Origin of the sequence: Bacillus cereus group sp. BfR-BA-01441 (assembly GCF_022663075.1) — a bacterium.
Lineage (GTDB): Bacteria > Bacillota > Bacilli > Bacillales > Bacillaceae_G > Bacillus_A > Bacillus_A cereus.
In genome coordinates this window covers 1-15,618 of record NZ_JAKUEU010000103.1, presented here as the reverse complement: position 1 = coordinate 15,618, position 15,618 = coordinate 1, and the positions used below count along the sequence as shown (strand labels likewise).

Below are 15,618 nucleotides of genomic sequence, written 5' to 3'. Positions count from 1 at the left end.
ATACCATTGTTCAAATGGTAATAAGCGCTTTGCTTGTTCCGCACGTTTAAAGGATTTTTCTTTCTTTTCAATTGCTGCACGGTTCTCTTGTAAAGTGTTATATTTCTCATTCTTTTGTTGTAAATCTATAAATTTCTCATTTACAGATTTTGCTGCATGAAAACGTGTTTCTGCATCCTTTAATTGCTTCGTTTGAACATCTTGTTCTACTTGTAATTGCTCAACCTCTGCCTTATACACGGTTGTTTCTTGTTCTAACGCTTCTACTACTTGATGCGTATTTACATGTTCTTGTGCCACTAATGTCTCTAATAATGCTCCATCACGGATTGGTAATTTAAAAACATTACGGAAATAGAGCTCTCTCTCTTTTTGTTTTTCTTGCAAGACATCTTTCCATTGTTTTCTCTTTTGATCAAGTAACTCACGCATTAATTTATAACGATCCGTTTTAAAAATACGACGTAAAATCTCTTCTTTGTTTTCCGTCTCAGATGTTAATAGTTTTCGGAATTCCCCTTGGGGTAACATAACAATTTGGCTAAATTGATGTTTACTTAACCCAATTAAATCTTCCACTTTTTTGTTTACGTCTGTTACATGAAAACGATCGACGGCTGGAACGTTTTCTCCATCAATAACTTCATATAATTCTACTGCATGTCCTGTAATGGTCTTATTCCCTTGTTTTTTATGTCCAAGTTGCCGTTTTATTTCATAGCGTTTCCCTTTTAACTGAAAGGTTAATTCAACACTTGTATAAACATTATCATCAGCAAATTGACTTCGAAGCATGCTCGTATCACTACGTTCTTCTCCACTAGCCTCACCATATAACACATAACAAATCGCATCAAAAATCGTTGTTTTTCCAGCTCCCGTATTCCCAGAAATAGCGAAAATACGATGTTCTCCAAGATCTTCAAAATCGATTACTTCTTTCTGTTTATATGGCCCGAATGCTGTCATAATAAGCTGAATCGGTCTCATCCTCGTTCACCTTCCCGTTCTTGCACTGTTTGTAATACATCTATAAATAGGCGTTCTTTCTCTTCTGATAAATCTAACCCTTTCATTTCTTTATAGAAAGCCTTTAAAAGAGATAAATCATCCGTTTTATGTCTTGAAACCGTTACTTCATTTGTATCTGTGAGTTCTCGCCTTTGCATCGCTCTTTCAACGTGCATTGCATTTGGATATACAGATCGTATTTTCTCCATTGGCTGTAAGACAGGGTTTTCGTCTAATAATTTTACAAATACGTAATCTTCACTTACTGGATGCTGTAATAATTCATCTATTTTCGCTTCTACTGTTCGCATTTTACGACGTGGTGAAAGTAACCTTTTTTCAATTGCTACTTCACCAGTTTCATTCAGTTCTACAATGTAATAACCTTTTTTATGTTTCTCTTCAGAAATTGAATAGGCAAGTGGTGAACCTGAATATCTAATGGTCTCATTACGTACAAAATGCGCTTGATGTAAATGTCCAAGCGCTGTGTAATGAAACTTATCAAAATAATGACTATTTACATATTCAGCACCACCAATTGAAAGTGGTCGTTCTGCATCACTTGTATTCTCCTCCGCTTCTCCTGAAGAAGTTACAAATGCATGTCCAACAAATACATGTCTAGCTTCTTTATCCATCGTTTCAGAGAGCTCATTCATAAAAATGCGCATCGCATCATCATGAGAACGTACGTCTTCATTTTTCAACACGTGTCTAACTATGCTTGGGTCTGCATACGGTATTAGATGGAAGTGAACCTCTCCATATTCATCATTTAGTACAACAGGTTCGTACGGGAATTGAAATTGACCTGCAATATGTAATCCTTGTTTTTTCATTAAACTACTTCCAAAATGGATACGATCCGGACTATCATGATTACCAGCTACTGCAATAACTGGTGTTTGTAAATCAATAACTATTTTTTGCAGCACATCATTTAATAAGTCTACTGCTTCTGTAGGTGGAATTGCTCGGTCATATAAATCCCCTGCAATAATTACAGCATCTGGTTTTTCTTCTTCAACAGCCTGTACAAACTGATCTAATACAATCTTTTGGTCTTCAGTCATATACACGCCATGAACAAGCTTTCCTAAATGCCAATCCGCTGTATGAAATAACTTCATATTTTTCTACTCCTTTTAATTTACTGATTTTAGTGAAACGAGTTGATAGTTTATTGTAGTTTTTCCGTTCTCCCACTCTAGTTTCAATATCGTTGCACTTCCAATTCTTTCTTCATTTGATTTATATAAAGGCAATATTTCTTTAATTGTAAATAAGTGGTAACCATCCAATATTAATTGAAATATATTTTCTTCAATATGTAATCTTACTTCTTTTTCATTTGAAATAATTTTTGTGTGCATCTCAAATTTCATGATAGATACAACCCCTTTTTATAATCTCTACATTTTAATAGTATAGTGGCTATGCAAGATTGACAAGTACATACACAGCAAAGTACACACTTTTCTATTGTTATATGCTTTATGTATTTTATATAAAATACGGTATGTGAAATTTTACATTTCCCCCAAAATAAAAATGCCTATTGTGACATCTTTATTTTTGTATAAAGTCTTTCATTACATAATATAAAACGGTAATTAAGACGATTGCGACGAAAAATGAGAACACTGCGACAATGTAGCCATCTTTATTTAATAAAATACAGAATGAAATAGATATTATAAAAATCGGAAATACGAGACGTACTTTATCCTTCACTTCTTCTGTCGTATCTGTATGATGAAAATACTGCGTTATTCCTATCATTAAAAAAGACAAAATAATAACCGACAATAGTAAAGGTCCTGGCATTCCGATTTCTCCTTTCTCTATTTCTAATTCAGTGTAAAATTTTTTATTACAATTGTACGATTTATTTTTTCTTCAAACACACTTTTAGAATTGATAATGAACATTTCACACCTATATAATAGCGCTTTTATCATTATAACTTCAAATAATTACACTTACAGTAATGTTGTAATATTCCCCCTCAGTCTCTGAAATCCTGCAAAGATAACTCGTCAAAATATGCAGTGACCAAATTAATATTTACCGTCAACTTTTGACAAAATTTATAAAGGACATTTCAGTACATATCAAGAATTAAGAATAAGAAGATATGTAAGGGAGGATGCATTATGACTGAACAAGTTTTATTTTCTGTTAGTGAAAACGGCGTTGCGACAATTACTTTAAACCGTCCAAAAGCACTTAATTCTTTATCTTATGACATGTTACAACCTATCGGACAAAAACTTAAAGAGTGGGAACACGATGAGCGTATTGCACTTATCGTGTTAAAAGGAGCTGGCACAAAAGGTTTTTGTGCAGGTGGCGACATTAAAACTCTTTATGAAGCGCGTTCCAATGAAGTGGCATTGCAACATGCAGAACGTTTTTTTGAAGAAGAGTATGAAATTGATACATATATTTATCAATATACAAAACCGATTATTGCTTGTTTAGATGGAATTGTAATGGGCGGTGGTGTCGGTCTTACAAATGGTGCGAAGTATCGCATTGTAACTGAGCGTACGAAATGGGCAATGCCAGAGATGAATATCGGCTTCTTCCCAGACGTCGGAGCTGCATATTTCTTAAATAAAGCACCTGGATATACAGGACGCTTCGTTGCTTTAACAGCATCTATTTTAAAAGCTTCTGACGTATTATTTATTAATGCTGCAGATTACTTTATGACATCTGATTCATTACCAGAGTTTCTTACTGAACTTGAAAGTGTAAATTGGCATAAAGAAGATGATGTACATACTAATTTAAAAGAAGTTATTCGTACATTTGCAACTGCTCCAAACTTAGAAAGCGAGCTCGCTCCTTCATTAGAAGTAATCAATTCACATTTTGCTTTCGATACAATTGAAGAAATCATCCATTCATTGGAGAAAGATGAAAGCTCCTTTGCTCTAAAAACGAAAGAAATACTGTTATCAAAATCCCCTATTTCACTAAAAGTAACATTAAAACAGTTTATTGATGGACAAGATAAATCCGTTGAAGAATGTTTCGCTACGGACCTTATACTTGCTAAAAACTTCATGAGACATGAAGATTTCTTCGAAGGAGTACGCTCCGTTGTCGTTGATAAAGATCAAAATCCGAATTATAAATATAAACAGTTAAGTGACGTTTCAGAAGAAGATGTCAATCGTTTCTTTAACTTACTTAATGCATAAAATGAAATTGTCATGAGGGGATATTTTGTTCATCCCCCACCTAACTTCTTTGCTTCAGCTAAATCTTGTGTGGTGAAAATCTTACTACCCGCAAATAGCGGTATAAAATCGAGGCTATATAGTAGTGTAATTACAGCTACTATATAGCCTTTTTTATTTAATTATTTTTAATAAAATTTAATTTTATTAAATCCATTTTTGTGCTACACTGATTTTAATCAAATATTCTAAAAATAAAAAGGAGGGGCGGCTATGATAGAAAATTATCTTCTTTTCATCATTATGTCTATTTGCCTTATCATTTTACCTGGTCCAGATACAGCAATGGCTACGAAAAATACATTGGTTGCTGGTAAAGTCGGTGGAGTGAAAACAGTGTTTGGTACATGTATTGCACTATTAATTCATACTTTAGCTGCTGTAATTGGTCTTTCTGCACTTATTGTAAAGTCAGCTCTTTTATTTTCTATTTTCAAGTACGTTGGGGCTCTCTATTTAATATATATCGGTATTAAAGCCCTTTTAGCAGTAAGAAACAAAGAAAACTTAGATACAAATGATCTATCTTTGAATAATGAAAACGAACATACTTCTTGCTTTCGCCAAGGATTTCTTACAAATTTATTAAACCCTAAAGTAGCAGTCTTCTTTTTAACTTTTTTACCACAATTTTTAAATCCAAATCATAATACATTTATTCAACTTCTTGTAATGGGCCTTACTTACCTCGTTTTAACAGTCATTTGGTTTGCATTTTATATATTTTTAATTGATAAAATTAGTGCTTTTATGAAAAAACCGAAGACGCAACGTTATATTCAAGGGCTAACAGGAGTCGTCCTAATTGGATTTGGTATTAAACTAGCTTTTGAAAAAAATAATTAACAAGACGAAAACCACCACTATTAATAGTGGTGGTTTTCATCTAATAACTGATTTGGTTGTTTACTCTATATTAAAACCAGCGCTCAGTTACAACTTTTTTACGTGTATAGAATTGAACGCCATCTGTACCATTTGTACCTAAATCACCAAAGAATGAAGCTTTATTTCCTGCAAATGCGAAGAATGCCATTGGTGCTGGAACGTTTACGTTTACACCAATCATACCAGCATCGATATTATCACGGAATGTTTGTGCATGTTTACCATTTGACGTATAAATAACCGCACCATTTGCAAATTTAGATTGATTTGTTAGTTTAATACCTTCTTCTAAATCTTTAACACGTACAATACTTAATACTGGAGCAAAAATTTCATCTTGCCAAATTTTCATTTCTTGATTCACGCCATCAAAGATTGTCGCACCTACAAAGTAACCTTCTCCAACTTCTTCATTAATTTTACGGCCATCTACTAATAAAGTTGCCCCATCTGCTACACCGCTATTAATATAGCCTAAAACGCGCTCTTTATGAGATTCACGGATTAATGGTCCAACATAGTTATCTTCGTTAAAGCCATCGCCTACTTTTAATTTTTTCGTTTCTGCTACTAATACATCAATAAATTCATCAGCAATTTCATCCACTACTGCTACTACTGAGCATGCCATGCAGCGCTCTCCACTACTTGCAAATGCAGATCCAATTACACCTTGTACTGTTTTCTCAAGATTGCAATCTGGCATTACAATCGCATGGTTTTTCGCACCTGCTAATGCTTGTACACGTTTTCCGTGTTTCGTACCTGTTTCATATACGTAACGAGCTACCGGCTCAGAGCCAACAAACGAAACAGCCTGAATATCTTTATTTTCTAAAATGCTATTTACAACATCTTTTCCGCCTTGCACTAAATTTAATACGCCTTTTGGGAAACCTGCTTCATAGAATAATTCTACAAGTCGCTCTGCTAAAAGTGGCGTTCTTTCAGATGTTTTTAATACGAATGTATTACCGCAAGCAATTGCAAGTGGGAACATCCATAACGGAATCATCATCGGGAAGTTAAACGGTGTAATACCAGCAACAACTCCGATTGGGTAGCGCCAAATCGATCCATCAATTCCGCTAGCGATATTCGGAAGTGCTTGACCCATCATTAAATTTGGCGTAGATGTTGCAAGTTCTACCGCTTCAATACCACGCTGTACTTCACCTGTTGCATCCGTTAGCGTCTTACCATTTTCTAGCGTAATGATTTTTGCAAGCTCATCTTTGTTTTCTTGTAATAGCTGTAAATATTTATATAAATTTCTTGAACGATTTGGAACTGGTACTTTAGACCATGTTTCGAATGCTGCTTTTGCCGCTTCAACAGCTTTTTCAACATCTTCTTTTGGAGATAGTGGAACGTAAGCGATAATTTTTCCAGTCGCTGGATTTGGAACTGCTTCTACTTCCGTACCTGTCGATTCAACCCACTCACCGTTAATGTGATTTTTTACTCGTTTAATTTCAGTTGTAATCATTGTATTCTCTCCTTTGTATAATTTATTTTTGATTAGAAATTAATTGCTCGCTAACTTTCTTATATAAAGCAGCCATATCGTTTTCACCATATCCAGCTTGACTCGCTTCGTCATATACGTTTAATAACATTTCGCTTACCGGTAAATGGAGTTCGCTTTCCTTAGCTAAGTCAACTGCAAATCCTAAATCTTTCTTCAATAAGTTCACAGTAAATCCTGGCTCGTAGTTTTCAGGTGCTATAAAACTTTTATAATTACGTTCATAAATTCTACTTTGACCGTAACTTACATTTAAAATATCAAACATTTTATCTAAATCCATATTATTCTTTTTCGCTAATGTTAAAGCTTCACTCACACCAGCTGTATAAAAACCAATTAATAAGTTATTAATTAACTTAACAGTTGTACCACTATCAATCTGCTCACTAACGTGGAAAATGTTCGCGCCTAGTACGCCCATGATAGATTCCGTTTTCTCATATACGTCTTTTGATCCACCAACCATAAACGTTAATGTACGGTTTTCGGCTCCTATTACACCACCGCTCACAGGTGCTGCTAAAAAGTCTACTTTCTTTTCCTTTGCAGCTTCCTCTAACTGTTTGTTTAACTGCGGCGATACCGTACTTGTATCAATGAAAACTACATTCGAGTGACCATTTTCAAATAATCCTTCTGCTCCAAAATATACCGCTTCAACAGCGCGAGGTGAAGGTAAACTTGTAAAAACTACATCACATGTTTCTGCTAGTTTTGAGATTGATAGACCGATAATTCCGCCTTCTTTTTCAAAGGACGCTTCCGCCTCTTTATTTAAGTCCACGCCATATACTGTGTAACCTGATTTAACTAGATTTTTTGACATTGGAAGGCCCATGTTACCTAAACCGATAAAACCAATCTTTTTCATATCGCTTTCCTCCTATTTACACAATATATTTCCCGCGATTTATAATAGCTTTCGCAATTTCTCTCTTCTTCGTAAATACGTTCGTGTATAAAGGCACTAATAATTGACGGATTTCAGCTAAAATCACATGTCTATCTTGTTCTTCTGTGACAGCCGCTGAAAGTACAGAAATCGCCGCTTCTTCTACTTTACGGTATCCTTCTTCACAAATAACATCCGTTATTAATTGCTTCGTACGTTCTTTTTCCTCACCATTTTTACTTATCTCTTTTCTCGTACGTAAAAACGCTGATTCCATGACGTACACGTCCGTCAACATATTTGAAATTACACGTGAATATTCTTGTTCTTGGTCAATTTTTAGGCCTGGAGTTTTAGAGAGCGTTTTCAAAGATTGTTTCAACAATTTTTTCGCTAATAAAATGTAACGATGGTTTCTTTCTACATTTGCTACATCACTTTCTACTTCAGTATCTTCTAATTGTTCGATTTGCTTCATTAACATTTTGGCAACTGTTAATCTATTAATTTCGTTCGTTCCTTCAAAAATACGACTAATTCTAGCATCACGATATAATCGTTCTACCTCATACTCTTGCATATAACCGTAACCACCATGAATTTGTACAGCTTCATCTACGATATAAGCAAGTGTTTCAGAAGCATTTACTTTATTCAGTGCACATTCAATTGCAAATTGGGACATTTTCTTCATAAGATCTTCATCGCTCTCATGAATTGCTTCATCGATTACACCTGCCGTACGATAAGCTGCACTTTCGGCTCCATATGTAGCAATGATCATATTTGCAATTTTCTCTTGAATCATCGTAAAGTCTACTAATTCCGTTTGGAACTGTTTTCGCTCTTTTCCATATTGAACCGACAAACCAATTGCTTGTTTTGCTGTTCCAATATTTCCAAAAGCAAGTTTAAGTCTAGCAAAGTTAAGAATATTAAGGGCTACGTGATGCCCTTTCCCAACTTCCCCTAAAACATTTTCAGCAGGGATGACAACATCTTCTAAAATAAGAGTCGCTGTTGAAGAACCTTTAATCCCCATTTTCTTTTCTTCTAATCCAATAGATACACCTTCACATGTTCTTTCGACAATAAACGCTGTCATTCCTTTATTTGTCTTCGCAAAAACAACGTATACATCTGCCATATGAGCATTTGTAATCCATTGCTTCTCACCATTTAACTTCCAAGCTGTTCCCTCTTCATTCAATACGGCGCTTGTTTTTGCACTTAATGCATCCGAACCAGCATTTGGCTCTGTTAAAGCATAAGCCCCAATCCATTCTCCCGATGCGATTTTCGGTAAATATTTTTCTTTTTGCTCTTTCGTTCCATAATATATGTAAGGCAATGTACCGACACCAGCGTGTATATTAAAAGAAACGCTAAACGCACCAGCGTAACCCATTTTCTCTGCTACAAGACCTGAGACAGCCTTTCCTAACTCGAACCCGCCATAATCTTCTGGTACCTCAATGCCTAATAATCCAAGTTCCCCAGCTTTCTCAAATAATTGACGAGAAACTTTATAGTTATGTTGTTCAATATTCTCCATTTGTGGAACAATTTCTTGTTTAACGAATTGTTCTGTCGTTTTTGCGATTAAATCTTCATCACCTGAAAAATCTTCTGGTGTAAAGTAAGTATGATTTATATCTTTATTAAGTGAAAAGAATTCATCCCATGGTAACTTCGTTTTCTCCATATGTATCCCCCTATCATTCGGCTTTCATAGCTTTTTGCTTATGCTCGTCTACGATGAGTGGAATATCTTTTTTGAAAATAGAAGGCGATGATTTTTCACATCAAGCATTTTATTTTGCCAAAGATGTATTTTCATCGCCTTCGCTGCTTTATCTATTGATCTTCTGATAATACTGTTTTTGCAATACCAGTATCTAACTCTTCAAAGTCATGATATGAAATTGTTTCGTATAATTCACTTCTCGTTTGCATATTAGAAAGTGCATCTTTTTGAGAACCTGTTTCTTTAATTAAAGCAAACACATTTTCATACGCTTTCGCTGCAACGCGAAGTGAAGTTACAGGATAAATAACCATTTGGAAACCCATATTCGCAAATTCCTCTGCACTATAATATGGAGTTTTTCCGAATTCAGTCATATTCGCAAGCAAAGGTGCATTTACCTTACTATTAAATAGACGGAATTCTTCCTCTGATTGAAGCGCTTCAGGGAAAATTGCGTCTGCACCTGCTTTTACATATGCATTTGCTCTTTCAATTGCTTCATCTAATCCTTCAACGCCACGAGCATCAGTACGTGCTACAATGTATAAGCTCGGTGCAACTTCTTTAATCGCTTTAATTTTTTGAACCAATTCTTCTGTAGTAACAAGTTTCTTACCATTTAAATGTCCACATTTTTTTGGTAATTGCTGATCTTCAATTTGGACAGCTGCTACTTTCGCTTCCACCATTTCTACAGCTGTTCTCGCCACATTTAGTACACCACCAAATCCTGTATCAATGTCAACAAGAACAGGTAAGTCTGTAGCTCTTACTAAATCTCTTGCTCTCTCAGCCACTTCAGTAGACGTCACGATACCTAAATCTGGTAAACCTTTACTTGCAGTATAAGCAGCTCCTGATAAATAAAGAGCTGAAAAACCTGTATTTTTCGCAACAAGAGCTGCCATTGCATCATGAGCACCTGGAATTTGCAAAATTTCATTTGCTTCTACTAAAGCTCGGAATCGATTCGCAAGCTCCTCTTGTGTTGACTGTTTTTTCACAACCCAAGCCATTCTAAATTCCCCCCTATTATTAAATTAAGAATAGATCTACAAATTCGTTTACATTCATATTTTCTAGTTTTTCTTCATTTAAACAAACTTCATGAATTTGTTCTTGTTGCTTACTAGAATAATGACCTGCCATATTTGCAGTGAATTTTTGAACAACTTTTGGTATTGCTTCGTCTCTACGGAAGCGGTGACCAAGCGGATATTCACATTCCACATTTTCTGTTACTGTGCCATCTTTAAAGTGAACTTGAACAGCGTTGGCGATTGAGCGCTTGTTCGGGTCAAGGTAATCTAAACTGTACTGTTTGTTTTCAACAACAACCATCTTATTACGTAATTCATCTACACGTGGATCGTTTGCTACTGCATCTTCATAATCGTCTGCAACGATATCTCCTTTTAATAAACCAATTGCCGTAATGTATTGTAAGCAATGATCACGATCAGCTGGGTTATTTAATGGACCTTCTTTATCAATAATACGAATTGCTGATTCATGAGTTGTAATTGTAATACGGTCAATTTCATCTAATCTCTCTTTAATTTCCGGATGCAACTTCACTGCACATTCTGCAGCCGTTTGTGCATGGAATTCTGCTGGATATGACACTTTAAATAATACATTTTCCATTACATATGACTCTAGTGGTCTTGCTAATTTTAATTCTTGTTTATTGAATAATACATCTTGGAATCCCCATCCTGGCGCAGATAATGCTGTTGGATAACCCATTTCACCTTTTAGAGCAGTCATTGCAAGATGAACACCGCGGCTCGTTGCGTCACCTGCAGCCCATGATTTACGTGAGCCCGTATTTGGAGCATGACGATATGTACGAAGACTAGAATTATCAATCCACGCATGTGATAATGAATTAAAGATTTCTTCACGTGTTCCGCCAAGCATTTTCGCAACTACTGCAGTTGTTGCTACTTTTACATATAATACATGGTCAAGACCAACTCTGTTTAAGCTGTTTTCTAAAGCAAGCACGCCTTGAATTTCATGTGCTTTAATCATCATTTCTAATACTTCACGTACTTTTAAAGCTTCTTTTCCTTCTGAAATACGAACACGGCTAATATAATCTGCAACTGCTAAAATTCCGCCTAGGTTATCAGATGGATGTCCCCACTCTGCTGCAAGCCAAGTATCGTTATAGTCTAACCAACGGATCATACATCCGATATTAAATGCACCTTTTACTGGATCTAGTACATAAGACGTACCTGGTACACGTGTACCATTTGGCACGATTGTTCCTGGCACAACTGGTCCTAGTAATTTCGTACATTCTGGATATTGCAGTGCTAAAATTCCACATCCAAGTGTATCAAGTAATACGTAACGAGCTGTACTGAATGCTTCTGCACTAGTAACCTCTTTATTTAATACATAATCGGTAATCTCTTCTAATAATGCATCTTTTTGCTTAATTTCATTTGTTTTAATCATGCTATTCTTCCCTTTCTGTCGAAAATTCGTTATTATTAATGATGGGTGTCGGTCAAACACCCATCTGGCGGGCGGCGCTAACAACTCCCCAGTTGTTCTTATTTACTAAGTACATGTCGCTCGCCAATATAATTTACACGTGGACGGAACAAACGATTATTTGCATGTTGCTCAATAACGTGCGCACATAACCCCACTGTTCTAGAGCTAAAGAAGATTGGTGTGTAAAGTTGAATTGGAATACCTAGCATCCAATATACTGGAGCTGCATAATAATCAAGATTTGGATAAATTCCTTTTTCTTTTTCCATAATCTTTTCTCCAGCTTCACACATTTCATATAGTGTATAATCACCTTTTACATCACATAACTGTTTTAAAGCTTCCTTCATCATAAGTGCTCTTGGATCCATCTTCTTCATATAAACACGGTGTCCAAAGCCCATAATTTTTTCTTTGTTATATAGTTTCTTCTGTAATAACTCTTCAAATTTCTCAACATTACCAGCTTCTAAAAGCATGTACATAACCGCTTCATTTGCACCGCCATGTAAACTTCCTTTTAAAGATGCAACTGCACCTGTTAAAGCACCGTATAAATCTGATTGTGTTGATGCAATAACGCGAGCTGTAAATGTAGAGTTTGGCATTTCATGCTCACTATATAAAACAAGGGAACGATCAAAGATCTTTTCCTCAAGTTCAGTTGGTTTTTTACCAGTTAACATATAGAAGAAATTCGCACTATAAGATAATTCTTTAAGAGGTTCAATTGGCTCCTCATTATTTAAAATATGATAGCTATTCGCTACAATGTTTGGCACTTTACTTAACAGCTTGTACCCTCGGCTTTTATTCACTTCTAACGAGCGGTTTTCGATATCATTATCGTAACCAGCTAACGCTGACACACCTGTACGTAATCCATCCATGGGATGCGTCTCTTTAGGCAATGCCTTTAGTACGTTGAATACACCTTCTGGTACTGCATATTCTTCTTTTAATTTCTTTTCAAGTGTTACTTTTTCATCTTCATTCGGTAGGTGTTCCTCCAATAAAAGGTGCACAATGTCTAAATACTCTTTTGTTTTTGAGAGTTCGATTAAGTCATACCCTTGAATTACAATTTCACCTTTTACTGTGTCAAGAAACGAGATTTTCGTCTCCGCTGCCACTATACCATCTAATCCCGGGGAAAATTTCTCTTCAGCTTTCATCATTATTTCCTCCAATCCTAATAGATCTTCGTGCACATAACTGTAAGCCTTTACAATATTGTGAAACTACATTTCTATTTCAATGTATCAGAGTTTTTAGAAGATTTCAATTTATTTTATAATGATAAGTTTCCTACACTTTTCTTACTGTAACAATACAATTTTTTGAAAATAATTCTTATATTTTATAAAGAAAGGATAGACTTCTTTGCGTATTTTCAAAAACAAGATATAAAGATTTTTCATATAACACCGCCAAATATACAATTATTCTAATTTTATTTGAGAAATAGAAAAAACGAGCTGTACATAAATACAGCTCGTTACTATATGATATTTATTTCACTATCTCTTAAATATAATTTTTATATAAAACTTATTCATTTTTAATAAAGTTATTATTTTACATAATTAAATTGAATTTCTTCCATTTCCTCATGATAACTTACAAATAAATCATAGTTTTGAAAATACCAAAGATCATCAGAATCTACAAAAAATATAATACCTTCCTTCTCAACTGACACTATTTCGCCATCGGGTTTCTCAGCAACAACCCCTAAAGAATATCCAGGCTGAATTGAACTATCCCCTCCGTACCTTACAGTAAAACGTACAGATTCACCGTGCTTTATACGTAATTCTTCCTGGAACCATTGCAGAGCTTTACGATCAATTGAAATTCTCATCTTTATTCCTCCAGTTTACGCAAACTCTTTTTTTCCTAATCGTTGTTTTACAAAGAAGACGAAAATAATTAAGGCTATCAATGCTGAAATTGCACTCCCTGAAAATAAAATACGATAACCAAACATTTGTGAAACAACTCCAAGTAAAATAGCACCTAACCCGATTCCTAAATCAAACGCTGTAAAAAATGAAGCATTTGCAACTCCTCTTTTACTCGGATCGACAATTGTAAGCATTGCCGCTTGCAAAGCTGGCTGCGCTGAACCAAATCCAATACCGTATAATGTTGCTGCGATAATTACACCTATCAAACCATTTGAAATAGTTAAAACAACTATAGCTAAAATAGTAATACATAATGCTGGAAGTATAATGAATACTTCTCCATACTTATCTAATAGTTTCCCTGAAATTGGTCTTACAATTGTTAATGCAATTGCATATACAAGAAAGAAAGTTCCCGGGTTTACATGAATTGATGATGCAAATAACGGTAAAAAGGTTGTTATTCCTCCATATGCAAACGATAAAAAGAATACTACAATCGTGATTGTTAATACGGATTTCTCAAATAGCTGAATTTTCCCTTTTTCTTTTTGTGGCGTAAATGGGATCTTCGTTATTAATGATAATACGACTGCCATAAAAGATAACAACGTCGCTAATAAAAATAGACCATCAAATGAATAATTTTGCACAACCCATAATCCAATCATAGGTCCGATCGCCATTGCAATTGTCATCGCCATCCCGTACCAACCCATACCTTCACCGCGGCGTGAATCTGGAATAATATCCGTTATTGCTGTTCCAACAGCTGTTGTAGAAACAGCCCATGTTACTCCGTGAATAACACGTAAAACAGCTAAAAGGACAATAGTCGATGCTATATTATAGGAATACATCGTTAAGCCAAAAAAGATGAGTCCGAAAATAATAAAGGATCTTCTACCATATTGATCTAACATTCCTCCAATAATCGGTCGTATTACAACAGCAGCTATTGTAAACATCCCCATCATAAGTCCAACTTGCGATTCATTGCCACCTATCTCTTTAATAAAGAGCGGGAGCGTTGGAACAAGTAAATAAAATCCTGTAAATAAAAATAACATTGCGAAAGTCATTTGAATAAATGATTTCGTCCATAATCGTTCCATAAAAATACCTCCATACACTCGTAAAATATTACGATTAACACCCTCATTGTATATTTTTTTTATCTCTTTTCCCTCCGCAAATAGACGTATCTTTTCATATTAAATAGTCCACCATCAGCTTACATTAGTCTTAAGACTTTGTACGCATATTTTAAACGAAAGTCCTATATATGTACCTTTATACGTGTGAAAAGAATATACTAATTTATTATCACAACTTAGGAGTGATTATTTTATGTGGGTATTATCATCAAGAGTAACTGTCGCGGTTCCTTCGATACCCGAAATACATGCCCCCGCCGTTCATACAGCAAGTTCCGATGTCGGCATTGAACTTCCAGCAATTTGGCAACAATACCAATCACCAGGTCAAGCTACCCCTTCATTTTGGCATCATGGTGCCCATCCAAGTAGCACTACCTTTTATCATCCTAGCCACGCTCCACTACCTCAGGCTCAAGTCTTTTATCATTTCCCATCAATTTATTTTCAAAATTTTTATGGTACGTTTAACATTTAAAACACATCATTTCATAGCTACTACATTTAAACGAAAAAAGCACTTAAGATTGTAATTTTCACAAATCTTAAGTGCTTTTTAATATTTTTTATAAATTTTTCTTATTGCCCATTATTAGCAGGGGTCTCTCCTGCATTACCGCCAGTCTCTGGTTGTGTGGTCGCTGGTGGAGTTGTATTTCCTTGACCTCCTCCGTTATTTGCTGGAGGTGTCGTATTTCCTTGACCTCCTCC

Annotated in this window: 15 protein-coding genes; 3 read left to right on the top strand and 12 right to left on the bottom strand. The window is 35.2% G+C overall.

What is annotated here, in order from left to right:
- The 4 genes from MR107_RS26345 to MR107_RS26330 all read right to left on the bottom strand — a co-directional run.
- The coding region (locus tag MR107_RS26345) for an AAA family ATPase (protein WP_242292902.1) at positions 1-990 on the bottom strand (990 nt) is incomplete at its 3' end.
- Complete coding sequence (locus tag MR107_RS26340; RefSeq protein WP_000765150.1) at positions 987-2,144, bottom strand: exonuclease SbcCD subunit D; 1,158 nt, start codon at positions 2,142-2,144, stop codon at positions 987-989. The genes MR107_RS26340 and MR107_RS26345, both read right to left, overlap by 4 nt.
- A gap of 15 nt (positions 2,145-2,159) precedes the next feature.
- Complete coding sequence (locus tag MR107_RS26335; RefSeq protein WP_000667342.1) at positions 2,160-2,399, bottom strand: DUF2584 family protein; 240 nt, start codon at positions 2,397-2,399, stop codon at positions 2,160-2,162.
- Between the two features lie 184 nt (positions 2,400-2,583).
- Positions 2,584-2,841, bottom strand: coding sequence for a hypothetical protein (locus MR107_RS26330; RefSeq protein WP_001119404.1), 258 nt, complete (start codon positions 2,839-2,841; stop codon positions 2,584-2,586).
- A gap of 329 nt (positions 2,842-3,170) precedes the next feature.
- Between MR107_RS26330 and MR107_RS26325 the strand changes: the two genes are divergently transcribed.
- Both MR107_RS26325 and MR107_RS26320 read left to right on the top strand, forming a co-directional pair.
- Positions 3,171-4,226, top strand: a complete 1,056-nt coding sequence (locus MR107_RS26325; protein WP_000139775.1) for an enoyl-CoA hydratase/isomerase family protein — start codon at positions 3,171-3,173, stop codon at positions 4,224-4,226.
- A gap of 252 nt (positions 4,227-4,478) precedes the next feature.
- Positions 4,479-5,111 (top strand): LysE family translocator, encoded by a 633-nt coding sequence (locus MR107_RS26320; protein ID WP_000572360.1) that lies wholly within the window; start codon positions 4,479-4,481, stop codon positions 5,109-5,111.
- A gap of 70 nt (positions 5,112-5,181) precedes the next feature.
- Here the strand turns inward: MR107_RS26320 and MR107_RS26315 are convergent, their stop codons facing one another.
- The 8 genes from MR107_RS26315 to MR107_RS26280 form a co-directional block, all read right to left on the bottom strand.
- Entirely contained in the window at positions 5,182-6,642 is a 1,461-nt protein-coding gene (locus tag MR107_RS26315) for a CoA-acylating methylmalonate-semialdehyde dehydrogenase (RefSeq protein WP_000633344.1), read from the bottom strand.
- Positions 6,643-6,664: 22 nt separating this feature from the next.
- Positions 6,665-7,555 carry an NAD(P)-dependent oxidoreductase gene (locus MR107_RS26310; RefSeq protein ID WP_000719409.1) on the bottom strand — a complete coding sequence of 297 codons (891 nt, stop codon included), beginning with the start codon at positions 7,553-7,555 and terminating at the stop codon, positions 6,665-6,667.
- Positions 7,556-7,571: 16 nt separating this feature from the next.
- Positions 7,572-9,281 (bottom strand): acyl-CoA dehydrogenase family protein, encoded by a 1,710-nt coding sequence (locus tag MR107_RS26305; RefSeq protein ID WP_226368459.1) that lies wholly within the window; start codon positions 9,279-9,281, stop codon positions 7,572-7,574.
- A gap of 152 nt (positions 9,282-9,433) precedes the next feature.
- Entirely contained in the window at positions 9,434-10,342 is a 909-nt protein-coding gene (gene prpB / locus MR107_RS26300) for a methylisocitrate lyase (RefSeq protein WP_000312639.1), read from the bottom strand.
- A gap of 19 nt (positions 10,343-10,361) precedes the next feature.
- Positions 10,362-11,798 carry a 2-methylcitrate dehydratase gene (prpD, locus tag MR107_RS26295; RefSeq protein ID WP_242292901.1) on the bottom strand — a complete coding sequence of 479 codons (1,437 nt, stop codon included), beginning with the start codon at positions 11,796-11,798 and terminating at the stop codon, positions 10,362-10,364.
- Positions 11,799-11,896: 98 nt separating this feature from the next.
- Positions 11,897-13,018 (bottom strand): citrate synthase, encoded by a 1,122-nt coding sequence (gene mmgD, locus MR107_RS26290; protein ID WP_002041090.1) that lies wholly within the window; start codon positions 13,016-13,018, stop codon positions 11,897-11,899.
- 395 nt (positions 13,019-13,413) lie between these two features.
- Positions 13,414-13,704, bottom strand: coding sequence for a HesB/YadR/YfhF family protein (locus MR107_RS26285; protein ID WP_001222842.1), 291 nt, complete (start codon positions 13,702-13,704; stop codon positions 13,414-13,416).
- Positions 13,705-13,719: 15 nt separating this feature from the next.
- Positions 13,720-14,865: an MFS transporter gene (locus MR107_RS26280; RefSeq protein ID WP_000440662.1), complete on the bottom strand. Its 1,146-nt coding sequence runs from the start codon at positions 14,863-14,865 to the stop codon at positions 13,720-13,722.
- 235 nt (positions 14,866-15,100) lie between these two features.
- Between MR107_RS26280 and MR107_RS26275 the strand changes: the two genes are divergently transcribed.
- Positions 15,101-15,385 (top strand): hypothetical protein, encoded by a 285-nt coding sequence (locus MR107_RS26275; RefSeq protein WP_000270101.1) that lies wholly within the window; start codon positions 15,101-15,103, stop codon positions 15,383-15,385.
- The last annotated feature ends 233 nt before the right edge of the window (positions 15,386-15,618 follow it).